This window comes from Rufibacter ruber (assembly GCF_014138425.1).
GTDB classification, from domain to species: Bacteria; Bacteroidota; Bacteroidia; order Cytophagales; family Hymenobacteraceae; genus Nibribacter; species Nibribacter ruber_C.
The window spans coordinates 129,465-153,948 of record NZ_JACJIQ010000005.1 but is presented as its reverse complement, the minus strand read 5'-3'; the positions used below and the strand labels follow the sequence as shown (position 1 = coordinate 153,948).

20 protein-coding genes and 1 riboswitch are annotated in these 24,484 nt (G+C 53.1%); of the genes, 5 read left to right on the top strand and 15 right to left on the bottom strand.

The window, feature by feature from the left end; translation table 11 throughout:
- Nucleotides 1–248 precede the first annotated feature (248 nt).
- The 6 genes from FHS90_RS07600 to FHS90_RS07575 form a co-directional block, all read right to left on the bottom strand.
- Nucleotides 249–1,148, bottom strand: coding sequence for an SDR family oxidoreductase (locus tag FHS90_RS07600; protein WP_182512580.1), 900 nt, complete (start codon nucleotides 1,146–1,148; stop codon nucleotides 249–251).
- Nucleotides 1,149–1,160: 12 nt separating this feature from the next.
- Nucleotides 1,161–1,781: a peptidylprolyl isomerase gene (locus tag FHS90_RS07595; RefSeq protein ID WP_066830302.1), complete on the bottom strand. Its 621-nt coding sequence runs from the start codon at nucleotides 1,779–1,781 to the stop codon at nucleotides 1,161–1,163.
- 141 nt (nucleotides 1,782–1,922) lie between these two features.
- Nucleotides 1,923–2,870: a hydroxymethylbilane synthase gene (gene hemC / locus FHS90_RS07590; RefSeq protein ID WP_182512579.1), complete on the bottom strand. Its 948-nt coding sequence runs from the start codon at nucleotides 2,868–2,870 to the stop codon at nucleotides 1,923–1,925.
- A gap of 9 nt (nucleotides 2,871–2,879) precedes the next feature.
- Nucleotides 2,880–4,001 (bottom strand): DNA polymerase III subunit, encoded by a 1,122-nt coding sequence (locus tag FHS90_RS07585; RefSeq protein WP_066830078.1) that lies wholly within the window; start codon nucleotides 3,999–4,001, stop codon nucleotides 2,880–2,882.
- A gap of 1,388 nt (nucleotides 4,002–5,389) precedes the next feature.
- A complete protein-coding gene (locus FHS90_RS07580; RefSeq protein ID WP_066830075.1) occupies nucleotides 5,390–6,613 on the bottom strand; it encodes a GlmU family protein in 1,224 nt (407 codons plus the stop codon).
- 74 nt (nucleotides 6,614–6,687) lie between these two features.
- Nucleotides 6,688–6,930: a type B 50S ribosomal protein L31 gene (locus FHS90_RS07575; protein WP_066830073.1), complete on the bottom strand. Its 243-nt coding sequence runs from the start codon at nucleotides 6,928–6,930 to the stop codon at nucleotides 6,688–6,690.
- Nucleotides 6,931–7,004: 74 nt separating this feature from the next.
- Here FHS90_RS07575 and FHS90_RS07570 point away from each other — a divergent pair, with 74 nt between their 5' ends.
- Nucleotides 7,005–7,610, top strand: a complete 606-nt coding sequence (locus tag FHS90_RS07570) for a phosphoribosyltransferase family protein (RefSeq protein ID WP_246386752.1) — start codon at nucleotides 7,005–7,007, stop codon at nucleotides 7,608–7,610.
- 173 nt (nucleotides 7,611–7,783) lie between these two features.
- Here the strand turns inward: FHS90_RS07570 and ruvB are convergent, their stop codons facing one another.
- From ruvB to FHS90_RS07540, 6 genes are all read right to left on the bottom strand, one after another.
- Nucleotides 7,784–8,827 carry a Holliday junction branch migration DNA helicase RuvB gene (ruvB, locus tag FHS90_RS07565; protein WP_066830070.1) on the bottom strand — a complete coding sequence of 348 codons (1,044 nt, stop codon included), beginning with the start codon at nucleotides 8,825–8,827 and terminating at the stop codon, nucleotides 7,784–7,786.
- 241 nt (nucleotides 8,828–9,068) lie between these two features.
- On the bottom strand, nucleotides 9,069–9,581 hold the full coding sequence (locus FHS90_RS07560; RefSeq protein ID WP_182512578.1) for a hypothetical protein: 513 nt from the start codon (nucleotides 9,579–9,581) through the stop codon (nucleotides 9,069–9,071).
- 316 nt (nucleotides 9,582–9,897) lie between these two features.
- Entirely contained in the window at nucleotides 9,898–11,076 is a 1,179-nt protein-coding gene (locus FHS90_RS07555) for an acyl-CoA dehydrogenase family protein (protein WP_182512577.1), read from the bottom strand.
- Nucleotides 11,077–11,722: 646 nt separating this feature from the next.
- Nucleotides 11,723–13,042, bottom strand: a complete 1,320-nt coding sequence (locus tag FHS90_RS07550) for an N-acetylmuramoyl-L-alanine amidase (RefSeq protein ID WP_182512576.1) — start codon at nucleotides 13,040–13,042, stop codon at nucleotides 11,723–11,725.
- A gap of 6 nt (nucleotides 13,043–13,048) precedes the next feature.
- Nucleotides 13,049–13,942 carry a TolB family protein gene (locus FHS90_RS07545; RefSeq protein ID WP_182512575.1) on the bottom strand — a complete coding sequence of 298 codons (894 nt, stop codon included), beginning with the start codon at nucleotides 13,940–13,942 and terminating at the stop codon, nucleotides 13,049–13,051.
- A gap of 1,617 nt (nucleotides 13,943–15,559) precedes the next feature.
- Complete coding sequence (locus tag FHS90_RS07540) at nucleotides 15,560–18,001, bottom strand: TonB-dependent receptor (RefSeq protein ID WP_182512574.1); 2,442 nt, start codon at nucleotides 17,999–18,001, stop codon at nucleotides 15,560–15,562.
- 227 nt (nucleotides 18,002–18,228) lie between these two features.
- A riboswitch (TPP riboswitch) is annotated at nucleotides 18,229–18,325 on the bottom strand.
- A 159-nt stretch (nucleotides 18,326–18,484) separates the two neighbouring features.
- Here FHS90_RS07540 and FHS90_RS07535 point away from each other — a divergent pair.
- Nucleotides 18,485–18,712, top strand: a complete 228-nt coding sequence (locus FHS90_RS07535) for a hypothetical protein (protein WP_066830044.1) — start codon at nucleotides 18,485–18,487, stop codon at nucleotides 18,710–18,712.
- A gap of 316 nt (nucleotides 18,713–19,028) precedes the next feature.
- Here the strand turns inward: FHS90_RS07535 and FHS90_RS07530 are convergent, their stop codons facing one another.
- Both FHS90_RS07530 and FHS90_RS07525 read right to left on the bottom strand, forming a co-directional pair.
- A complete protein-coding gene (locus tag FHS90_RS07530) occupies nucleotides 19,029–19,739 on the bottom strand; it encodes a YceI family protein (RefSeq protein ID WP_182512573.1) in 711 nt (236 codons plus the stop codon).
- A gap of 51 nt (nucleotides 19,740–19,790) precedes the next feature.
- A complete protein-coding gene (locus tag FHS90_RS07525; RefSeq protein ID WP_066830300.1) occupies nucleotides 19,791–20,240 on the bottom strand; it encodes a MarR family winged helix-turn-helix transcriptional regulator in 450 nt (149 codons plus the stop codon).
- Nucleotides 20,241–20,384: 144 nt separating this feature from the next.
- Between FHS90_RS07525 and FHS90_RS07520 the strand changes: the two genes are divergently transcribed.
- Both FHS90_RS07520 and FHS90_RS07515 read left to right on the top strand, forming a co-directional pair.
- A complete protein-coding gene (locus FHS90_RS07520; RefSeq protein ID WP_182512572.1) occupies nucleotides 20,385–21,041 on the top strand; it encodes a DedA family protein in 657 nt (218 codons plus the stop codon).
- A gap of 38 nt (nucleotides 21,042–21,079) precedes the next feature.
- Entirely contained in the window at nucleotides 21,080–21,694 is a 615-nt protein-coding gene (locus FHS90_RS07515; protein WP_182512571.1) for a DUF6799 domain-containing protein, read from the top strand.
- A gap of 105 nt (nucleotides 21,695–21,799) precedes the next feature.
- Here the strand turns inward: FHS90_RS07515 and FHS90_RS07510 are convergent, their stop codons facing one another.
- Nucleotides 21,800–22,798 (bottom strand): dipeptide epimerase, encoded by a 999-nt coding sequence (locus tag FHS90_RS07510; RefSeq protein ID WP_066830032.1) that lies wholly within the window; start codon nucleotides 22,796–22,798, stop codon nucleotides 21,800–21,802.
- A gap of 221 nt (nucleotides 22,799–23,019) precedes the next feature.
- Here FHS90_RS07510 and FHS90_RS07505 point away from each other — a divergent pair, with 221 nt between their 5' ends.
- Nucleotides 23,020–24,399, top strand: a complete 1,380-nt coding sequence (locus FHS90_RS07505; RefSeq protein WP_066830298.1) for a dicarboxylate/amino acid:cation symporter — start codon at nucleotides 23,020–23,022, stop codon at nucleotides 24,397–24,399.
- Nucleotides 24,400–24,484: the final 85 nt, after the last annotated feature.

Below are 24,484 nucleotides of genomic sequence, written 5' to 3'. Positions count from 1 at the left end.
GCGCGAGCTGATCAATACGTGCGGGGTTTACAAATCCCTGAGGTATGTACTTCCAGATTGCAAATCCGGTAGAGCTTATCGCTTTTTTTACCCGGGCAGAGATTCCCCTCCTGAGAGGGATTGGAGTGGGTTCCACTGCGGCCGCCATCATCCCCACAGGGTCTTCCCTACCGGTAAAAGCAAACCCGTTTTTGGCCTGTTTTCTGAAAAACAGGCCAAAAACGGGTTTTGCAAAATCTTGAATAAACCTAAATCTGCCCCGCCACAATGGCAATGCTTTCTTTGAAGGTATGCGGCTGGTAGCCCAGTTGCGTTTTGGCTTTGGTGATGTCAAAGCCGGTGCGCGGTGGGCGTTTGGCGGGCTGAGTGAAGAGAGTTCCGTCTACTTCCTCAATCAGGCTCTGGTCTAAGTTGAAGTACTCGGCTACCTGTACGGCCATCTGGTGCGGGGTGAGCAGCTCCTCGCCCGAGATGTTGAAGATGCCCTGGGCGTCATGCTTGGCGGCCAGCCAGCAGCCTTGGGCCAGGTCTTCGGCCAGCGTAGGCGTACGCAACTGGTCATTCACTACTTTGATCTGCTTGCCCTGCTCCAGGCTGCCTTTCACCCACAGCACAATGTTGGAGCGGCCGTAGTCATGCACAATGCCAAACACCAGCACGGTGCGCAGTATGGCCCATTTGCAGGCAGCGCGCTTCACCAGCTCCTCGGCGGCCAGCTTGCTTTCGCCGTAGAAGTTCACCGGTTTGCCCTCGGCTTCCTCTGAGTACGGTCCGTTTTCGCCGTCAAAGATGAAATCTGTGGAAACGTGAATAAGGTGCACGCCATGTTTTTCGCAGGCTTTCACCAGGTTCTCCACGGCGTCTACGTTCTGTTTCCAGCATTCCTCGCGCTGGCTCTCGCAGTCATCTACGTTGGTCATGGCCGCCGTATGAATGAGGTGGGTAGGCTGGGTCTCAGCAATCACCTGCTCCACCTGCCCGGCGTTGGTGACATCCATAGCGGCAAAGGCCACCTGCGGGTAAATCTGGGCCAGCTTGTTCTGGCCGCGCGAAGACGCAATGAGCTTGACAGTAGGCTCTGCGTGCAGCAGGTCTACCAGTTTCTGGCCCAGCAGGCCGTTAGAGCCGGTGATGAGGATGGTTTTCATAGGGAAAGGGGGTTATTGGTAGCGGTAGCCGTAGGTCTTGGTGATTTTCTTCTTTTTCATTTTCCTGGCCGTCACCGTCATCTTCACATCAGCGGTGGGCCGGTCACGGTAATCTTTCTGCACCTCGGCAATCTTGTCTATTACGGCCAGACCGTCAATCACCTGCCCGTACACGGTGTACTGGTTGTTTAGGAACGGAACGCCCTCATGGTTTTCCACCAGGTAAAACTGGGAACCGCTGGACTCTTTCCGGGGGTTCATGGCATCACCCAACCGCGCCGCCGCCAACGCACCGTACACGTGCTGGTGGTGGGGCAGAATCTCGGCCGGAAGGGTGTAGCCGGGGTTTCCCGCCCCGTCATTGTTGGGGTCACTGTCTTTGCTGTTGGGGTCACCGCCCTGTATCATGAAGTCATTGATCACGCGGTGGAACGTGGTGCCGTCATAGAACTTCTTTTTCACCAGCTTCAGGAAGTTCTCGCGGTGCCTGGGGGTGTCTTCAAACAACACCAGCCGCATAGTGCCCTGGCTGGTCTCTATGGTCACCAGATAGTCTTTTTTGCTTTTCTTCTGGGCGGTAGCCACGGCGCCAGCACCTAGCAACAGCACCAGCAGGAACAAAATTGGTCTCATGTTACAATGTTCGTTTTTGGCCGTTTTCAGAAAAATAGGCCAAAAACAGGTTTTCAAGTTGGTACGTACTTCTTTTCTACGCCAGGCCGCCCTTTTCACCCGGCTCCCAGGGTAGCCGGGTGAAAAGGGCGGCCTGGCCTGTTAACTATCCTTCTCTTTTCTGATTTCAGCCAGGATGCGGTCACCGCCACGGCTCAGTACCGCGTGCGCCAGTTGCTCGCCCATGGTTTCTGCGTCTTCAGGAGAACCGGTCATTTCTTCCACCAGCAGCTCTTCCCCGTCCAGGCTGATGATGCCTGCTTTCAAGGTCAAGGTGTCTGCGTCTAAGGTTGCCAGGGCGAAGGAAGGAATGCTGCAGCCGCCTTCCATGGTGCGCAGGTACGCCCGCTCAGCAAGCAGGCAGAGGTGGGTGGGTTTGTGGTCTAACGCCAGTTTCAGGTTCAATTTCCGCTCCAGCGGAAGGGTTTTGGCGCACTCAATGGCCACGCTGCCCTGCCCGGCGGCCGGAATGAACGTGTCTAGCGGCAGGTGCTGGGCAATCATGTGGTCATACTGCATGCGGGCCACCCCGGCGTAGGCCAGCAGAATGGCGTCATACTGCCCGTCTTTGAGCTTCTGGATACGGGTCTGCAGGTTGCCGCGGCACTCAGCGGTGATCACGTTTGGGTAGAAGCGTTTGAGCAATGACCGGCGGCGGGTAGACGAGGTGCCAATGACCTGCTGCCCCTCGCCCAGCTTGAACAGCGGGTCAAAGGAGATCACCACGTCATGCACCTGCTCGCGCTCCATAAAGGCCAGCAGCTCCAGGTCCTCCGGAATGGTTGACTGCACATCTTTGGCGCTGTGCACGGCAATGTCAATGGCCCCGTTCCGAAGGCTCTCCTCCAGCTCCTCTGTGAACACGCCTTTGGCGCCAATCTTATCCAGTGACTTGTCAAGCACCAGGTCTCCCTTGGTGGTGATGGTGATGATGTCTACCTCCATGCCGTTGGCCCGAAGGGTATCTGCCACGTGGTGCGCCTGCCAGAGGGCCAGACGGCTGCCGCGGGTGCCTATTCTGATGGGAGACGTGGTTGAAGTTGTTTCCATAATATAAGGTTATGCGACCGGCCGTATAAGCTGCGCAATCTGGATAGATGTATTCAGGAACGTGATCTTGGGGTGGGCGTTGCGCTCAATGTGGTAATGGGCCTCATTCAGTTCCTGCGCCAGCTGCGCCCCGTTGCCCTGGTGAATGAGCTTTGCAAATTTCTGCACAAAGTCCAGTTCCGGTGCCGGCAGAAAGGTAATCAGCTGGTTGTCTACCCCAAACAGCAACACTTTTCTGAGCAGGCTTAGTGCAAACTGCAGAAAGTTTTTCTGATTCTCGCGGCCCAGTTTCTGGAAGTCTTCGCTCTGCTCCAGCACGGCGTCAAACTTATGGTTGTAGCACAGGCGCATCCAGCTCAGGAAAAACGTAAAATAGTCTGAGGTCATTTCCCGGCTCAGCACCCGCGCCGCCTGCAGGTTCCCCTCGGCGAGCTGCGCCACCTGGTAGGCCCGCTCCTCCTCCACGCCCTGCTGCTCCTGCAGGTACCGGATCACCTCGGCGTCTGTAAAGGCCCGTACTTTCACCAGCTGGGTGCGGGAGAGAATGGTAGGCATGATCTTGTCTGACCCGTTGCTTACCAGCAGGAAGACCGTGGCGGCAGGTGGCTCCTCCAGCAATTTTAAGAGGGCGTTGGCCGCGCTGATGTTCATAAGCTCCGGCAGCCAGATCACTATCACCTTGTATTTGGCCTCAAAGGCTTTGAGCGAGGTCATGCGCACCAGTTCCCGGCTCTCCCCCACCGGAATGGTTCCCTGTTTGTTTTCGGCCCCTATGTACTGCATCCAGTCATTGAGCGTCTGGTAGGGGCTATCTGCCAGGAAGGTGCGCCATTGGGGTACAAAGTTCTTGCTGAGCGCCTCGCTGTCTTTCACCTTGGTCACCGGCATCACAAAGTTCAGGTCTGGGTGAATGCGCTTGCTGATTTTGGTACAGCTGGGGCAGACGCCGCAGGAGTCCTGGGGCTGTGGGTCTTCGCAGTTGAGGTATTGGGCATAGGCCAGCGCCAGCGCCAGGTTGGCACCTCCTTCTGCCCCCAGAAACAACTGGGCGTGCGCCACGTGCTGTGACGTAACGGAGTTCAGCAGCAGCTGCTTGGTTTCCTGATGGCCGTAAATAGTAGAGAACTGCACGGGTGGTTCTGAGTTTAGAAAATCAGGAGGGTCGCCTCCCGGGTCTTAACCGTTTTGCCGGAGCCCAGCATGGGTTTCAAACGGAATGTAAAGATAAGATGCCTTGTCTGTTTTTGGGCTATTTTTCTGAAAATAGCCTAAAAACAGGTTTGCGCTGCCAGGTGCAAGGAGATTCTTGCCTCTTGCTGCCGGGGCGGTTTAGGTGACATTTTTCTGAGGCTGTCTGCGGATGGCAATGCGTAGTCTGCTGTGCCTGACGTTGGCGTGAATGCGGTGCCCTCATAGGCTGCGGCTGCAGTTGCTGCTGGACTGCGTGGGCTGCGGGCCCCTTAGCTGTGTTGCGGCAGGAATGCGTAGTCTGTAGTTTCCTTGGATCTCCCGTTTGCTCCGGTGCCTCACTCACTGTACTGTTTCATCTCTTCCGGTAAGCGCTCACGGCCGCGGGGCCCCGTCCTGGCGGTGAGCACTGCTGTTAAAACTAGGCCCTCCGGCCTTGCCGCTGGAGCGGCACCGTATTAACAGAGGCGCTCACCCCCAGGACTGGTTTAGGTTCCCCTCCTGTTACTGCTTCTCCTGCACTGTCTGCCTCTGCAGGTAACCGTTGCTGATCCGCTAGCCTGTGACGAGCCCGTGCTGCGCACATCAGCCAGGGGCAGAAGTGCTAATTAACCCAGGTGCCACTAGCAGAAGTGTTGATTGTTCATTGTTGTTTTTTTACTTATTGCTGCTTGTTTGTCACAATCTCTGGTTCAAGTTTCCAACTTGGACCTATAATGTCGGAGGCTTTCAGCTTCCATGAGGCTGCCGCCTCACATTACTTCTGCCCTCCTATGGCGCGGAAGTTACTTCCGTGCCTTCTAACGCCAGCTGATACTCCCCCTTTGAAGGGCAGGGCCGTTATTTCTACTAGAAAAGAGGCCGCTCTTCCGGATTTGCAATCCGGAAGCAGGTACTGAGGGGATTTGAAATCCCCGGCCCCTTCTCGCTTGGCTCCTGTAGCGCAGATTGCAAATCTGAGGGATACGTAAGTTCGGGAGTGTAAATCCCAAACAGCGGTGGCACAGCCTCAAACAGCTTCTGCTCTCTAAGCTGCGGAAGTTACTTCCGTGTCTTCTAACGTCACCAGATACTCCCCCATTGAAGGGGCGGAAGGGGATGTTGACACCTGCCGGTCCACGCATTCCAGAGAATCCCCCTCCTGGGAGGGGCAGTGGTGGGTCACACGCATGGCAAGTTGTTTCCATCCGAAGCCAAATCACATGCTTGACTCAGGACTACTACCAGCAGCCCCCCTAGCGCCCGGAGGACCTGCGGGTGCCTGCCCAATTCCCGTTTCTGGCCTGTTTTCTCAAAAACAGGCCAGAAACGGGAATAATCTGTTGCGGCCCTTAAACCGGCAGACCATCCCAGGGGCGGCCAGACTGGGTGAGGTGGAAGATTTGGGTAAAAATTTTGCGGTCTTCGCTGCTCAGCGCCAGGCCTCTTCTGCCCAGAACCGCTTCTGCCACCTCAAAGAATTTGGGCAGCCGGTACGTGACCATGGTATCAGCGCCGCCCCAGGTGAAGGACGGCACAAAGGTTGGCGGGAACCCAGCCCCGAAGATGTTGGCGCCCACGCCCACCACTGTTCCGGTGTTGAACATGGTATTGATGCCGCACTTCACGTGGTCTGCCATCATGAGGCCGCAGAACTGCAGACCGGTGTCTATCATTTTCTCTTGGGCATGGCTCCAGATTTTAATGGGCGCGTAGTTGTTCTTGAGGTTAGAGGCATTGGTATCGGCACCAAAATTACACCATTCGCCTACCACTGAATTGCCTAAGAAGCCTTCATGGCCCTTATTGGAGTACCCGAAGAAAACACAGTTGTTCACCTCGCCCCCCACTTTGCAGAAAGGGCCAATGGTGATATCCCCGCGCATACGCCCCCCCACGTTCACGTGGCTTTCCTCGCCCAGCGCAAACGGCCCCCTGATCATGGAACCTTCGTGCACTTCGGCATTCTTGCCAATATAGATAGGGCCGGTGTCTGCGTTCAGTATGGCGGCTTTGATTTTAGCGCCTTCCTCAATGAAGATGTTGCCCAGGTTATAGACGCGGGTGTGCTCATCTGTGATGGGCTGGCTGGTGCGCCCTTGGGTGAGGAGCTTGAAGTCAACCCTGATCTGGTCACCGTTCAATTTAAAGATGTCCCAGAGCTGGCGCACCACCACCAAAGACTGGTCTGTCTCCCGGGTGGTGTGCTCATGGGCGTAGCGGTAGAGGGCTTCTATGTCTGGCACCTCTGCGGCCGGGGCGTGCAGGGCTACCAGGAGGCCCTCAAATTCCAGTCCGTGCCCCACGGGCAGCTGTTGCACCTGTTCCAGAAGCTCGGCAGAGGGGCAGACGGCCCCGTTTACATACACGGTATCTTCGCTGCCGGTGACGGGGAGGCCAAATTTGCCCTGCAGGTACCCTTGCGTGAGAAAAGACACGGTTGCCTGTGACAGATTCCGCCACTTCTCCGCAATAGTCAGGATACCCACCCGCAGGTCAGCCACAGGCCTGGTGAAGGTAAACGGCAACAGATTCGCCCGCAAGGCCGGATCATCAAACAGGACAAGGTTCTTCATAAGACAAAAATAAAAAAGTCTTCCTGAAAACCTCAGGAAGACTTCTATACGGAGAAGCGTAAAATAGGCTAGACCTATTTCTTGTAACGCTGCTTGAACTTGTCAATACGGCCGGCAGTATCCACGTAGATGTTTTTACCGGTGTAGAACGGGTGAGAAGCAGAAGAAACCTCTACTTTGATCACAGGATATGTCTTGCCATCTTCCATAGTGATGGTCTCACTTGAGTTCATGGTAGAACGTGTGATGAATTTGTAATCGCTGGAAGTATCCTGGAAAACTACCTCTCTGTATTCAGGATGGATGTCCTTTTTCATTATATGCTATTTTTAGACGAATTTCTTCAATAGGACTGCAAAAGTAATACATCTGCCTGAAATTTAAAACTGTTATGTGCAAATATTTTAAAGACACCCCTCCTGAAGGAGTACAGGTTGGCGGGTTTGCAGATTATTTCCCTAAATTCGCCGGAAAACAGCACCTGACCATGGTTTTTACAAAAGAGAGCCTCATTCTGGACCACCAACAGATCCTGCAGAAAATCAAGCGCATGGCCTTTGAGATCTACGAGCAGAATTTTGGCGAAACAAGATTAGTCCTGGCCGGTATCCATGAGAATGGGTATCTGCTGGCGCAGCTGCTGGAACAGGAACTGCGGGCTATTTCAGCCTTAGAGCTTTCTTTGCTTGAGGTGACCCTGCACAAAACCGAGCCGCTGGCCCATGACATTCACATTCAGCCGCTGCCAGACTCTCTGAAAGACACGGCCGTGGTGCTGGTAGATGACGTGCTGAACACCGGCAAGACTCTGGCCTACACCCTGCGCGCCTTTCTGGACAAAGACTGCAGGAAGCTGGAGATTGCCACCCTCATTAACCGCCACCATACCCTCTACCCTATTACGGCCACTTACACCGGCTATTCCCTGGCAACCACCCTGCGGGAGCACATCAGGGTCATCTATAGAGAGCAGGAGTGGAACGCGTATTTGATCTAACCAACAGCATTCCCTGTTAGACCCGGCGCCCATCTGCTGGCGGCAAGACTGTTGCCCCATTAACCAATAGCGCCCCTCCTTTTTAAAACAGAAGACCCTCTAAAGCACGAATACTTTAGAGGGTCTTCTGTTTTGGGGCTGTTTTCAGGAAAACAGCCCCAAAACAGAAACTGCTACTCAGCCTGGTCAAACAAGGTGCCGCTGCGCACATGGTTGGGCGGAATCTTGCCCAGGTGGCGGTAAGCGGCCTCTGTGGCCTCACGGCCGCGACTGGTACGTTTCACGTACCCTTCCTGGATCAGGAACGGCTCATAGACCTCCTCAATGGTCTCAGCCTCTTCGCCGCAGGCGGTGGCAATGGTAGACAGCCCCACCGGCCCCCCCTTGAACTTGTCAATAATGGTGCTCAAAATGCGCTTGTCCATCTCATCCAGTCCGCTTTGGTCTACATCCAGGGCATTCAGCGCAAACTTGGCAATCTCTACCGTGATGGTACCGTCTCCTTTGATCTGCGCGAAGTCACGGGTACGGCGTAGCAGGTTGTTGGCGATACGCGGCGTACCGCGGCTGCGGCGGGCAATCTCAAAGGCGGCGTCTTCATGAATGGGCGCGCCCAAAATTTCTGAAGACCGCTGCACAATGGTAGTCAGTAGCTTGGAGTCATAATACTCCAGCCTTGAGTTAATCCCGAAACGGGCACGCAACGGCGAGGTTAGCAAACCGGAGCGGGTGGTGGCGCCAATGAGTGTGAACGGGTTCAGCGTGATCTGCACTGACCGGGCATTGGGGCCCGAGTCCAGCATGATGTCAATCTTGTAGTCCTCCATGGCCGAGTACAGGTACTCTTCCACAATGGGGTTCAGGCGGTGGATTTCGTCAATAAAGAGTACGTCATTGCGCTCCAGGTTGGTGAGCAAACCCGCCAGATCGCTGGGCTTGTCCAGCACCGGACCAGACGTGATTTTAATATTGGAACCCAGGGCGTTGGCAATAATATGGCTTAGCGTGGTTTTACCAAGGCCCGGAGGCCCGTGCAACAGGACGTGGTCCAGGGCCTCACCACGCATGATGGCGGCGCCCACAAACACCTTCAGGTTCTCCACCACTTTCTCCTGGCCGGCAAAATCACCGAAATCTAGTGGCCTCAGGGCGCGGTCCAGCTCCCGGTCAGAGGGCGCCATGGCATCGGCGGAGCCGGTTAAATAATCTTCTCTCATGTGTAAAATCTCTTGGCTGTTGGGCAAAGATTCAGTTGTAAAGATAACACATCTGAGGCTAAAAACGCTCCAAGTGCACGAGGAAAAGCGGCAGATTTTGCTAGTAATTTTAACAAATCACAACAAAAACTAATTAAAATAGCAAAACTGTATTACTTATAAAAAAGCCCCTGATGGTGCAGGGGCTCTTGGGAAAGATTTTTTATCAGCCTTTATTGCCGAACTCTCTAACGAATCTAATCTAGTACTTCGCCTCAAATTGACCGTTAGTAACTGTTATAGAGGGCAGGGTGCTGTTATAGTCAAAAGGCCCCAACTGACCGTTAAAGGTGCCTTTGATAACTTTGGCAGATTTATCATGAGCTGTGATGGTTAGACTTCCCTTATGACCATCAACTGGAGCATACTCAGTTCCGTCTTTTTTATTATAGTTCAGAATGAATCCTAGATCTGCTTCATTCATTTTCATCTCATACGTATATGTCTTCCCTGGTATTGACCCTAAAATAGAGAGTTTTAAAGTATCACCAGTTTGGTTAATGTAATCAAGATTGATGATAGTTTCTCCAAGGAGCTTTTCAGTAGAAGCATTCAATTTTACTGAAGTAAAAGTGGTGGAGCCAATGGTTGCAGTAGCCGTATTGTTTGACGTAAGTGGGGCCGGGTCTTCATCATCAGAGCATCCAGAAAAAACAACTGTTCCTGAAACCATTAATAGGGCGAAGAACAAATTAGTAAAGATTTTGAATTTCATATTGTTATAGTTTAAAAGTGGCGGCAAAATTACTTACTAATTTTGGATTTCCAATTACATCAAAAAATTATACAACAATTTATTATTATAAAATATAAAAATAACTATATATTGAAAAATCTCTAAAGATACCTAAGGAGGTATCAGGGAACTTGAGGTACAATTTACGACGCTGCCACCCCTGACCAATGGAGGATCCTAAAAAAGTTATAAGGTCAACTTTCCATAATATCAGCCCCAAATAGAAAAGGCAGCCACGTTTCCGCAACTGCCTTTTCTAAGGTCATCTGAACAACGAACAACCAATAACTAAGAACTACTTAAACGCCTGAATTCCCGTGATATCAGCACCGGTGATCAACAGGTGAATGTCATGGGTGCCCTCATAGGTAACCACACTCTCAAGATTCATCATGTGCCGCATGATGGGGTATTCGCCGGTAATGCCCATGCCGCCATGAATCTGGCGGGCCTCACGGGCTACCTGCAGGGCCATGTCTACGCTGTTGCGCTTGGCCATGGAGATCTGTTGGGTGGTGGCTTTGCCTTCGTTCTTGAGCATGCCCAGGCGCCACACCATGAGCTGCGCCTTGGTGATTTCGGTAATCATCTCAGCTAGTTTCTTCTGAATGAGCTGGAAACCGGCAATGGGTTTGTCAAACTGGATGCGCTGCTTGGCGTAGCTCAGCGCGCTCTCGTAGCAGTCAATAGCGGCCCCGATGGCTCCCCACGCAATGCCGTACCGCGCCGAATCCAGACAGCCTAACGGACCGCGCAGGCCGTCTACGTTGGGCAGCAGGTTTTCTTTGGGCACTTTCACGTTGTCAAACACCAGCTCACCGGTGCAGGAGGCGCGCAGGCTCCACTTGTTGTGGATCTCCGGGGTAGAGAAACCTTCCATGCCGCGCTCCACAATCAGACCTTTGATACGGCCCTGCTCATTCTTGGCCCACACCACGGCTACCTGGCACTCCGGTGAGTTGGAAATCCAGAGCTTGGCCCCGTTGAGCAGGTAATGGTCGCCCATGTCTTTGATGGTGGTCACCATGCCGCCGGGGTTTGAGCCAAAATCGGGCTCGGTGAGCCCGAAGCAGCCCAGCCATTCGCCGGAGGCGAGTTTAGGCAAGTATTTCTTGCGCTGTTCCTCTGAACCGTACGCGTAAATGGGGTACATCACCAGCGAGCCTTGCACTGACGCCGTAGACCGCATACCAGAGTCACCGCGTTCAATCTCCTGCATGATGAGGCCGTAGCTGATGTAGTCCAGGCCGCCGCCGCCGTATTCCTCTGGAATGGTAGGGCCAAACGCACCCACTTCGCCAAACTTGGGCACAATCTCACTGGGAAAATGCGCGTCTTGCGCCCACTTCTCAATGTTGGGGGAGATTTCGCGTTTCACAAAGTCCCGCATGGTCTGCCTGATCAGCTTGTGCTCCTCCGTGAGCAGGTCGTCTATGTTATAATAATCGGTGAAGCCGGAATTCTCTGACGCCATAGTGGTATAGGTTAACTTCTGTTAGTACGGTGTTGTCTCCAAACATAAGAAGAAACTACAGCCACGGCAACAGAATCAACAGAATTCCTGCCACGTAAACGATTGCGCTTTCTGTTTTGGAGCTGTTTTCCGGAAAACAGCTCCAAAACAGAATTTACTTGCTGACCTACCAGAAATGTAGCGTCGTGGCTTTGACACGACGTGTCTCTATGAAACAGAAAAGGCGCCTAGGCATTGTCTTCAGTTCAAGGCAAAGTTGTGAAGGGGGTTCTTTTTGTCTGGAGGCGGCAAGGCTGCGTGGTGCCACGTCGTGTCAGTGCCACGTCGTGTCAGTGCCACAACACTACACTTTGCGTTTCCGGGCTGTTTTCCGGAAAACAGCCCGGAAACGCAAAGCCCTCACAGGTTTCTAACACCTGTGAGGGCTGAACGGTATTTCCTGTTTTCGGCCTGTTTTGGCTAAAACAGCCTAGAAACAGCGTCTCCTTGCCAGCCTGTCTTAGACATGAGGCAGATTCAGAAACTAAGGGCACGCTGTGAGAACAGAACCCTGCTATTGATCTTAGAAAGGCAGGGCCCGGCTGGGTGACAAAAGCACAGGGCAGCCTTGGCACAGCGGTGTGCGTTACAGGCTGCCCCTTATGCATTACCGCTTGATGAACCGCTTGGTGACTTTTTTGCCGTCAATGGTCATATCTAAGATATAGATACCGCTTGCCAGAGACGAAATGTCAATAGGTTGTTCATTGGTGGAAGTTGGCAAAGTGAGCACGGTCTGCCCAGAGGTGTTTAAAACGCGACTGTTGGTGGCAGTGCCGGTGTAACGCAGGAACAGCTCATTCTCGGCTGGGTTAGGGTAAAGGGAAATGTCCTGGGTTACTTCCTCAGCTATAATGGTCATCCTGGCCGTTGTGTTCTTGGTGATCCGGAGCCAGTTCAGGTTCCAGCCGCCTGCAATGGCGCTTAAGCGCAGGGTGTAGGTGCCAGCTTGGTTGATGGTAACGTTTTGGGAAATGGTAGTCCAGCCTGTCTGCCACCCCCCGGTAGAAGGTACGTTCACGCGGCCAAGTATCACCACCCCGGTAAGAATAGACTCTATGATACCCCCGCCGTTGGCGCTGGCTACGCGGTACTCAATTTTGTAGCTACCTGCGGTTGGGAAATTAACGTTGGCGTACGAAATCTGATCACCGGTATCTATATGGCTTACGTTCAGGCCACCGCCGGTATCAGAACAAGCCTCTGTTTGCACGTCAGGTGCAGAAGAGTAGCTCTCGCCTTGTATAAGCGTGCCGGTGCTGGTTGGTGGCGTACACGTAGAAGTGCCCAAGCTGTTTTTAAGGGCCGTCAAGTAAGCGGTGGCAAATTTATCCCGCCAGGTATTGTCCAGGAGTTTGGTGGCATCACCTGAATCTACGAAACCAATCTCGTTCAACACGCCAATGGCGTTATTGCCATTCAACACACCTAAATGATACGGAAGGAACGTGGCATCTTCTACAGAGCGGCGATTTGTCCAACTGCCCCCGGCCACCATGCGGGCCTGTACTTCATTTGAAAAATTGCTGTTGCTGGTGTTGCTGGAGGTGCTTTGGTTACACCAGAAGGTTTCGGTGCCCGTTCCGCCGCCGGCGTTGCAGTGTATGCTCAGGAACCGGTCTGCGCCCCAGCTGTTAGACATGTCACGGCGTTGGGTCACTGAGATCCAGCCATTAGCGGTGGTTCTGGTCATTTTTACTGAATAGCTGGTACATTGGCTGTTGAGTTTGTCTCTCAGTTTAAGCCCAACGGCCAGCGCCGTAGAAATTTCAGTATCAGTACGGCCGTCTGGGTTACCGCCAGAAGAGTTGTACCCATGGCCCGGGTCTATCACAATGACTATCTGCGCCTGTGCGGCGAATGTGAAGAAAGCCAGGCAGAAAGCCAGCGCCCCTTTTAACCAATTGTTTTGTATATGTTTCGTCATGGTGGTTTACTTTTTGAGGTTTAAATCTGCCACGTATATTTTCCCAGATTTTTCATCAGCGAATGCAATCTTTTTGCCGTCTGGCGACACATCTGCCCACATTTCTATTCTGTCTGCCGTATTGGTGAGCTTGGTTTTGGCGTTGCTGGTGAGGGCAATATGATAAAGTTCAGAACCAGAGACGGTATGGCCGTCTTTAGATTCGTCTTCAAACGTGACAATGCCGCTGCCGTCTGGCAACCAGCTGCTAGGCAAGCCAACACCCAGGTTCTTGCGCTTCCCGCTCCCATTGATGGCGTAGAGGTACATGTTGGGGCCGTCATTGACCACTACCTTTTTACCGTCCGGTGAAACCAGCGGGCTGTAGTACTGGCCTTCTTCCTGGGTAATGACCCAGGGCTCTCCGTTGCCGTTTTTGGCCTCCAGTTTTAGGGTTTGGGGGTTGATGTACACTTTTAGCGAAGGGCTTTTGCGGGAAGAGAAGGTGCGGTTGGCTTTAGAAGAGTTGTCTTGTGACAAGATGCGCTCTCTGCCGCCCTTTAGATCTATGCTTTTCTCCAAGAACGTCCGGGCCCCGGAAGAAGTCTGCTTCTCATAGAAGATCACGCCCTTTCCGTCTGGTGTCCATTTGGCCTTGTACCCAATGCCCTGACCTTCCTTGATTTTCTGTACACTGCCATTGCCGGCCAGGTCTTTAATGTACAAAGCGTCATTGTGGTGGTCTGTGAACAGGAGTTTTTGCCCGTCTGGAGACCACACCGGGCTGCTGTACTCATGGTCACCCGAGGTTACCTCCCGGATGTTCTGCAGGGCCGGCCCTTGCGCCTGCGCCTGAAGGCTTACACTACCTATTGATAGGCTCAGGTAGGTGAAACAACGAAGCGTTTTTTTTAACATCATACTGTTTGTTGGTTAGGTGAAAGATTAATTATTGAAAAAAAGAAAAGCTGTGGCAACGCGGCTGCATTGCGCTAAAACGTATCTGGGTATCTGTAAAAGTGCCGGGCACCGGAAGAACGCAGAGGCAGTTTGCCTATGCCGGCGGCTCCCTGGGGCCAGTGGTTAAAATTTGTCTGCTACTTTACCCGGTGTTTCTGTAATAGGGGCTGCGTAGCAGAAAATAAGCTATTACCTGAACGCTGAAAGTGTATGCGTAAGAGCTTGGTTACATTTTGATGTAGCAAGCGAAAAGAGGCAGAATAAGGTTCTGCCTAAGTGGCCTTTGGGCAGCATAGCAGCACCAAGGGGAGAAAAAAGCACAAAGGCAGATTCTTCTTTTGCCGCTTTGCAGCGCGGAAGACAGATTTCAACCAGCTCTAAGAGCAAGCATAAAATTTGCTCACCGTGCTCCGGAACAGTTATAATAAATCCCTGTTCACGGCATTCCGGACTCGGCTCGCCTGCTAGGCTTCTCCAAAAAAACCGGCAGGTCATTTTCACCAAGAGTATGTTTAACCTTACCCTTTTGCGCTGCAAACGGAAATCGCCAAAACCTGCCGTTGCCATGTGAGGACACCGTAACATGCCTTATACTGTTCAAAAATACTGTTACAAGAAACTTATGCTCACTGGTTTTACCTGCAAACCAACTGGTAAGCAATCGGTTACAGCGCCAGAAACTTCACAAGCAGCCAGTTGGTTCTCAATTCTACTGCCCAAATTTCATTTGCATTGCGGTTACTAAAAAGGAAACTAACCGCACTCCTATAACTATGAATATTCTAGTTATATATAGAATGTTTTTAACACAAAATATATCAACGCAGAGGGTTGATAATAAACAAATTACGCTGGCATTTCATGTACACCGTTAGAATAAAGCGGCCTAACGCTTTAAAAGGCACCACCACACAATTTTAAATCTTATCAATAATTCATCTCAACAAGCGCACCTAAATGATAAATTTCAATTTTTTAAGCTATTTATTAACAAAATAAATTTCTGAAAGTAGCTATTTACTTTCAAGAAACAGGGCAGTGCTCTTGCCTCTGTAGCGAAAAGCCCTCTTGTCGCCGCGGCTGTAGCCCGGAAATTGTGTTTACCGACTTTCAGAAGGGGCTATAGGCCAGACTTCCGAGTGTCACAGCAAAGGCTGTTTCCGGCCTGCTTTTTAAAAAACAGGCCGGAAGCGGAAAGCCATCTATACGTAGCGGCTTTCCGTAAAATAACACCACGCTTGCGTTTCTGGCCTGTTTTCTGAGAAATAGCCCGAAAACAGAATTTACTTGCTGACCTATCAGAAATGTAGCGTCGTGGCCTTGACACGACGTGGCTCCATGAAACAGAAAGAGCGCCTAAGCATTGTCTTCTGTTCAAGGCAATGGTTGCAAAGTAAGTTCTTTTTGCCTGGAGGCGGCAAGGCTTCGTAGCACCTCGTCGTGTCAGTGCCACTACACTTTGCGTTTCTGGCCTGTTTTCCGGAAAACAGCCCGGAAACGCAAAGCCCTCACAGGTTTCTAACACCTGTGAGGGCTGAACGGCATTTCCTGTTTTCGGCCTGTTTTGGCTAAAACAGGCTAGAAACGCAAACTCACCTGCGCCATGTAATTGCGCGGCGCCTGCGGGAAATAATAGTTGTAGTGATAGCGGGTATTATCACCCACGTAATATTCAGAGAAGGTGAAACCGTTGGCCTCATATTTCTCACTGAACAGGTTGTTCACCAACAGCCCCAGCTCTATTTCTTTCATCCAGTTGGTTACGCTGAAACGGTAGAACAGCCGCACATCACTCACCTCATAGGGTTTGAGACGGCGCTCCTGACTGGCGGTATTGTCCAGGAACTGCTCGCTCACCGTTTTGAACTGGTACTGGAACCGCAAACCCTTTACCGGCTGCACTTCCAGTTGGCTGGACGTCACCACGCTGGGCGAATATGAAATAGTAGTTTCCGCGTAGCGGCTCACTACGGCTTCTACGGGATTGTAGTCCTCATCAAACCGGTACACGGTTTCCCCGAAATTCTTGATGCGGTTGCGGCTCCATGACAGATTGGTAGTCAAACGAGCAAAGTTCCCCCAGCCCAGACCGGCGGCCACTTCTACCCCGGTACGGTAGCTTTCAGCAATGTTGGTTCTCAGCGGCGTGCCCACATTGTTCACTTGGCCGGTTAATACCAGCTGGTCTTTGTAGTCCATGTAGAAATACGTGAGGTCAGTGGTGAGGCGCACCGGAAGCCCGTTCACATCGCCCAAGGGTTGGTTCAAGCGATAGCCTGCCTCATAGTCAACCATGCGTTCGGCCTTGGCCCGGTCATTGGCGGGGCGGTCCACAAAGTCTGAGCGCGTGGGCTCGCGGTGGCCCACCGCCACTGAGGCGTATAAACTGTGCGCCTCATTCACCGCAAAGGTCACGCCGGCCTTGGGGTTGAAGAAGTCATAGTCAGCGCGGGTGGTCACGTCGCGCTGGTCATCATCAGTGCCGTCAATTTTATAGTCAACGGTACGCAGTTGCAGGTCTCCGAAGAAACCCAGTTGTTTTGTGGCCTGAACGTTGGCTTTGGCGTACACGTTGAAGTCGGTTTTGCGGGCGTTGCCGTCATAATAGCGGTGGCCGGGTTGAATGGTAGGGGCATATTGCGCCCAGATGACCTCACCGTAATGGTCGCCGTCATAGCGGTTCCAGCCGCCGCCCAACACGGCGCTCCACTTGCCCGTTCCGCGGTACTGCAACGCAAAAGTGGTTCCGTAGAAATGGTTGTCCAGCCATTTCTGGCGCACCAAATCGGTTTCTGCTACAGTGGTGCCCCCAATCGCCAACGGCGGAATCCTGTAATCAGAGAAACTCTCCCCGGCCTTGTAGTTCTCATAAAACCCGAAGCCGCGGGTATAGTGCAACGCCGCGTTGAAAGAAAGCGCCGGGCTGAACTCATGGCCGTAGTGCAGCTGGTAGTGGTACTGCTGGTAATCATCTACCTCGTTGTCATACGGCGTGTCATCGCCCATATCTGTCCCCGCCGAGTTGTAGCGGCGGTTGGTTTTCAGGGTTTCCTCGTCCACGCCGTTCCAGGCCTGGTAGGTTTTCTCGTGGCCGCCAAACACCACCACTTTCAGCAGGTCTTTAGCACCATAATAGCCACCCGACACATAGAAAGACTTCAGGTCAGAAGAGGCGCGCTCCACGTACCCGTCAGAAGAAATGCGGGACAGGCGGCCGTCCACGGCAAACTTTCCGCCCAGCAGCCCGGTGCCGAACTGCACGTTGTTTTTCCAGGTGTTGTAAGAGCCGTAGGCATTGTCTGTGCGGGCGTAGGCTTCTGGGCTGGCGTCCTGAGTCTGCAAATTGAGGCTGGCGCCGAAGGCTCCCGGTCCGTTGGTAGACGTTCCCACCCCGCGCTGAATCTGCACGTCTTGCAATGAAGTGGCAAAGTCTGGCATGTTCACAAAGAAAACGCCGTGGCTTTCGGCATCATTCACGGGTATTCCGTTCACGGTCACGTTGATGCGGGTTATGTCTGAACCCCTGATGCGCATGCCCGTGTAACCCACGCCCGCCCCGGCGTCTGAGTTGGTCACCAGTGAAGGCGTATTCTCCAGCAGGTACGGCAGGTCCTGGCCAAAATTACGGCTTTCCAGCTCCTCTTTGGTTACATTTGAATACGTGGTACCGGTTTTCTCATTGGCGCGGGTGGCGGTGACCAAGACCTCTTTGGTGGCCACGCTGGTACGGGTGAGGCTGAACTCCAGCGGCTGGGCAGCCGGAACGGTCACTGTCTGCGAGGCGGTACCGTACCCCAGGTAACTAACCTGCACGGTGTATTCGCCAGCAGGCACATTTGTGAAAGAGAAACGCCCGAAGGCATCTGTGAGTGTGGCGCGGTTACCGGGGGTAAGCGCAACGGTACTACTGATAAGCGGTGATTGCGTGGCGGCATCTAGTACGCGGCCAGACAAGGTGGTCTGCGCCATGGCAAACCACGGCAGCAGGCAGCCCATGAGCAGGGCTAAAACTTTTTTCATGTAAAAAAGAAAGTTGTAAGAGCTTGTGTACCTTTTGCTTGTGCGCTGCAAACTTTTATAGCAAGAACCTGCGTTGGCCTTTTCCTAGACCCGTAGCGCGGCTACGTTTCTCAGAAAACGCTTCGGCAGAACCTTCCTCTGCCAGTTTTCGCTTACAAAATCAAAAAAGTGTACAAGCTCAATGTAAAACAAACAGGAGCCACCAGGGGCCGGCTCTCCCACTCTGTTTTGATTCCCTTGTTTTTCCCTTCGCCGGTATTACCCGTATCAGGTTCAATGGGTATGATCTCAGCCCGTTATATTAAGGCACCCCTAAAACTGGGGCAAAGCTACACCCGCTTTTTTCATAATCAAACTCCGGGCGAGAAGTTGATCATTTTTTTGCGTTTAGGGCTAACATAGCAAGGCTGCTATACGTTGAACAGGGAGAGACGCTTTTCTAAAGCCGTGGATGTGATGTGAGACTCCTAATGCAGCAGTATTATGTTGATTGTATACTCTCTGGCAATGTTTGCCTTGATTGCCTTTCTGGCGCTGGCACCGCGCAAGAAACTCACCGTGCCGCCGCAAGATGACAGTGATGATGACGGCGGCGAACCTTTGAATGACGGCTTGCCAGACCTTGACCTCCCACCGGGCATTTGCCTGCCAATCAATGATTGGGAACCAGATTATAACCGGCCCAGCATTAAAACCTCACCGGCCTACTAATCTGCCTGAACAGAAAAACCCCGGAAGCCCGGCCCCACCGCCGAGCTTCCGGGGTTTGCTTTTTCATGAGGCCACCCCGCCCTTCTCTACTCTGCCCACGCAGCCCCCCTGCGCCAGATGGCCCTATTTACCCGCTTGCTGCAAGGGAACACTGCCACCTGCTCACAGGCAACTGGGGTTCTCCCGGCCCGCAACCGCTGGTTTTGCCCTGGTTTCTCAAAAACAGCCCAGAAACAGGAACCTCCACTGCTACGCTTCAAAAGAAAAGCCGAGGCTCTGGCGGGAGCATCGGCTTTTCCTGGAAGGGTATGGCTGCTTAGAGTCTGGCGGTTTTGTCTTTGGGGTCTTTGCTCTTTTTGGCCTTGGCTACCTCTTCTAGTTTGGCTACCAGTTCAATCTGCAGCTCTACATCATCTTGAATGGCTTTGTCACCCAGGTTCTCAAAGAAGTTGCCAGACCTGTATTTGATGTCCCATTTGGTGCGGTCAAACTTCAAGGTGGCTTTGGCAGTGGCCACGTCTTTTTTCACGCCCACATACGCCGGGAACGTCACTTCGTTTGAGATCCCTTTAATGGTGAGGTTGCCGGTGACAATGTAGTTGGCGGTACCTGCTTTGGCGTTTTGCCTGGGCGCCAGATTGGTGATGGCGAAAGAGGCGGTGGGGTGGCTGGCCACTGAGAAGAAATCATCTGCCTTGAGGTGGTCAACCAGTTTTTTGTTTGAGTTGCCCTGCAGGTCATTGCACGTGATGCTGGTCATGTCCATGACAAAGGTGCCTCCCCGCAAACCGGCTTTTTCATGCAGGATAACCCCGCTGGCCAGTTTGATGTTACCGTTGTGCTCACCGGTCACCTTGCGCCCAACCCAGGTGACTTTGCTTTCCTCAGGCACAACTTTGTACCTTTTCATATCACTTGTGCGCACCTCAGCGGCTGAGGCTGCATGTGTCGGGCCAGAAGAGGCTGCTTTGAAAGCTGACACGCCTACCGCGGCAGCCACTAAGGCAGAGAGTACTACTTTTTTCATGGGTATGTGAATTTGGAAGGTGGTCGTTTTCTTATCAGCAATACAGGGGTTTTATCCCCGCACTTTGTCTAGCAGGGCACTCAACTGCTCAGCCTCCTCAGGGGTAAGGTTCTCTTCCCCCATCAGTTTGCCCAGGTTGAGCTCATCAATCTGCTTCAGGAGGGTGAGGCCTTTTTCTGTAATCAGAATATCTACCGTGCGCCGGTCAGTGGGGCACTGGGTTCTGGTGACCAGCTCCTTGGCCTCCAGCTTGTCCACAATACGGGAGGCGTTAGACGTTTTATCCAGCATGCGCTCAATCAAAAGGTTCACCGTGGCCGGCTTGGGGAACTGCCCGCGCAGAATGCGCAGCACGTTGTATTGCGGCAAGGTCACCCCAAATTGCTTGAACTGGGTAGACTGCCGCAGCTGCAGCCAGTTAGAGGTGTACAGTATGTTTATGAACACCTTCTGATAGGCATTTTTGAAGGCACTCTGCTTGATCTCTTCTTCTATTTTCATGACAAAGTCTATCACCTGGGGGGAAAGGGCTATGTTTTTGTCCCGCATTTAACCGGAAACTTCTGCCGGCTCCCTTAGCAAAGGTAAAAACCAACATCCATATTCTTTGCACCGTATGCCTCATAAACCACGCAGCACCCCATCATGCAAGAACCTTTTTTCCTTATTTCCTGGACAGAGCTTTTCTCCAGCCCTGAGAACATGATCAAATATGGCGGCCTTACCCTCATTCTGGCCGTGGTATTTGTAGAGACGGGCCTGCTCATTGGGTTGGTGATACCAGGCGGTGACTCTCTGCTGCTTACCACGGGGCTTTTGGCCGGGGCCAAGGTCCTGACCGTGCCCCTGGCGGGTTTGCTGGCGAGCATGACCGCCGCCGGCGTGGCCGGCGACCTGCTGGGCTACACCATTGGCAGACGCATGGGCAAAAAGCTTTACCACAAGAAAGATACATGGTATTTTAAAAGAAAGCACCTGGAACGGGCAGAAAAATTTTACAAGGAGAAAGGCAAAACCGCCATTGTGGTAGGCAAATTTGTACCGGTGGTGCGCACGTTCAACCCGCTGCTGGCGGGCGTGACGGGCATGGACATCAAGCACTTTCTATTCCTGAGCGTGGTGGGCACCTCCCTCTGGATTTGCACACTGGTTTTAGCCAGCTATTACCTGGGCCAGCAGTTCCCGCAGCTGAAAGACTACTTACACTACGCCATACCGGCTATAATTTTCATCTCGGTACTGCCGGGTATTATCCAGTATTTGAAGGAGCGCAAGAAGGGCAAAGCTGAGCACCAGCAGTAGCCTTATTTGCGTTTCCGGCTTATTTTTCTGAAACTAGCATGAAAACAGGAACCCATCATTTTACCTCTATGCCCAAACGTTGTCTGCAGGTGAGCGGCACCCTACTGGTATTGGCACTCCTTACGGCCGGGTCTGCCCTGGCGCAGGGGGCCACCATTCAGAAAACTGAAAGCGGACGCACCACCACGCCCAGTGTCACGCCTGCCCGGGAAGGCGTGATCATGCGGAATGGAAAGCCCATGACCATTTTACCCAAAGGGTACGCCCCCCTGAGCCAGGCCAAGACCTTCCCTAACGGTGCCCAGCTCCAGCCCAACGGCCAACTGAAAACCGCAGACGGGCAGACCCGGCTGCTCCAGGACGGCGACCGGCTGGACCTGCAAGGGAATCTGATCAAGAACCCGGTCATTGTTCAGCAAAGCACCGCCCTCACCGGCGACACCACCGGCTTTGGCAACCAGCTCCTGCATGCCCAGGCCCTGCAAGAGCGCATTCAGCTGCTGCAGCGCAAACGCGAAATCTTAGAGAAGAAAAACGAACTCCTGCAAGGCGCGGTAAAAGACAAGGCCAAAACAGCTAACCTCCAGAAGCTGGATGCCGAACTGGCCAAGGTGCAGCAGCAGCTGGCCAGTGAGGAGAAGAAACGGCAGTAGCCTTGTTCCCCTGTAAAACAGGAAATCCCCGGCAGAGCGGTCTGCCGGGGATTTCCTGTTTTAGGGCTACTTTTCTAAAAACAGCCCTAAAACACAACTGAGGCATTAGGGCATCTCAATGGGGTATAGTTTCCCTTCCTGCTCCTTCACCAGTGCAAACGGCTCCTCTTTCACAATCAGCATGCCGTCCAGGTCCAGCAGGTCAACGCCGTGGGCCAGCTGAATAGCAGACCAGATGCCCATGCTGGTTTCCATCATGCAGCCAATCATGGTTTTCAACCCGGCGGCGCGGCTTTTGTTCAGAATCTCCAGTCCGTTCAGGTAGCCGCCGGCTTTCATGAGCTTCATGTTCACCCCGTGAAACTGCTGCTTCAACAGCCCCCAATCTGCGTGGTCGGTTACAGACTCATCTGCAAACAGGTCATAAGGGGAATGCTTTTTCAGGTAAAGGTATTCTTCGGCCAGGGCCGAAGGCATGGGTTGCTCAATCATGATAACAGGGTACTTCCTGAGCTTCTCCATGAACACCACCATGGCGTCTGGGTCTTGCCAGGCCTCGTTGGCGTCTACCATCAACGGCTTGGAGGTAGCCCGGGCCACTTCAGCCATCATGTCCAGACCGGTTTCCTGGTTCACCTTCACCTTCAGGTACTCAAACCGCTGCAGGCCGTGTTCCTGGGTGAAGGGGGCTATCCTGGCGGGGTCCATGATGGGGTATGAATAGGCCGTGGGCACAGAGGTCATGGGCTGCACCCCTAAAAACTGGCCCACTGTCTGGTTGCTTTTGCGGCAAACGTAATGGATGAACGCAGACTCAAGCGCAAACCTGAGCGCGGGCAGCACCTCTACCTGCCTCATCAGTTGCTGCAGCTCGTCTACAGAGCCAATCTGGTCTAGGCCACCGGCCTGCAGGGCGCTGAACTGCTGGTTCAGGAGTTCGGGGGTTTCGCCGTAGCGCACGTTGGGCGCCGCCTCGCCGCGGCCATGCACCTTGCCATCACCCACGGTGACAAAAAGGTTGGTTTTTACATCAGAGGCATTGCGTGAGATCTTCCAGGTGTAACGCAGGGTGAGCTCACGGGTCTCTAAATGCCAAATTAACATAGGGTGTAGTTTTATTAGAAAGAAGGCTCAAGTATAGATAAAAAAATGCCACCTTTCTAAAATATCTTAAGAACCAGCCCGCATTTCTGCCTTTTTCTGAAACCATAGAAATACCTTATATTTGTCAGTTGCCGTGGCAATCTGAGCCTGCCCACACCCTTTATAACTCCAAACCCAATGGCGCCCTCTGCCTGTGCAAGTGCGTTGACAGTACTCTGTTTATGAAAAAATCTTCACTTGCCCTGGTGGCATTTGTCATCATTTCAATTGCGGCTGTTCTTACCGTCATGCACAACTACGGCGTAGTGGCCCTGCCTGAGCTGGCACTGGCCGCCATGCGCTGGATTGGCATTGCCGTGTTGTGCCTTTTTGCCGTGCGTAAGAAAAGCCTCACCACCTGGATTCTGGTCAGCATGGTCATTGGTGCCGAGATTGGGTACAGTTTCCCTGATTTCGCCCAGAACCTGAACGTGCTGAGCAAGATCTTCCTCAAGTTGGTGAAGACCATCATTGCACCGCTCATCTTCGCCACGCTGGTGGTAGGCATTGCCGGCCACTCTAACCTGAAGCAGGTGGGCAAAATGGGAGGGAAAGCCCTTATTTACTTTGAGGTGGTGACCACCATTGCACTGTTCATTGGTCTGGCCGCCATCAACATTAGCCGTGCCGGCGACGGGATTGTGCTCAAAGGCGAAGCCCATGGTGAGCTTCAGGCCCCGCCGCCGCAGACCTGGCAGGACATTATCCTGCACATTTTCCCGGAGAACATTGCCAAGTCTATTGCCGAAGGGCAGGTCCTGCAGATTGTGGTGTTCAGTGTGCTGTTTGGGATTGGGCTGGCCATGCTGAACGAGCGCAAGCGCCGCCCGCTGCTGGAGGTTACAGAGAGCCTGGCCGAGACCATGTTCAAGTTCACCAACATCATCATGTACTTTGCCCCCATTGCCGTGGGTGCGGCCATTGCCTACACGGTGGGCCACATGGGTTTCAGTATTCTCATCAACCTCTTCAAACTGCTGGCCACGCTGTACGTAGCCCTGCTGGCGTTCCTGCTGCTGGTGCTGCTGCCGGTGGCGCTGTTCTTCCGGATTCCGGTGAAAATGTTTGCCAAGGTGATTGCCGAGCCGGTGTCTATCGCCTTTGCCACCACCAGCTCTGAGGCCGCCCTTCCGCGCGCCATGGAGGCCATGGAGTCTATTGGGGTGCCGCGCAAGGTAGTGGCGTTTGTGATGCCCATGGGCTACAGCTTCAACCTGGACGGCACCACTCTGTACCTGTCACTGGCTTCTGTGTTTGTGGCGCAGGCGGCGGGCATTGACCTAAGCTGGGAGCAGCAGCTGCTCATGGTGTTCACGCTCATGCTGACCAGCAAGGGGGTGGCCGGCGTGCCGCGCGCCTCTTTGGTGATCCTGATGGGAACGGCGGCATCTTTCGGCTTGCCGGTAGAGCCAATCTTTATTATTCTGGGCATTGACGAACTCATGGACATGGCCCGCACCTCAGTGAACGTGATTGGCAACTGCCTGGCCACCGCCGTGATTGCCCGCTGGGAAGGCGAGTTTGTAGACCTGGACGAGCCAAGGCCCATTGAATCAGTATAAAATCTTATTGGCGCAACAGACGTTAGATACCTTGAGGAAAGGAACCTGTCTCTCCCGTATGCTTCTTAAGCAAGGAGCCCAGAAC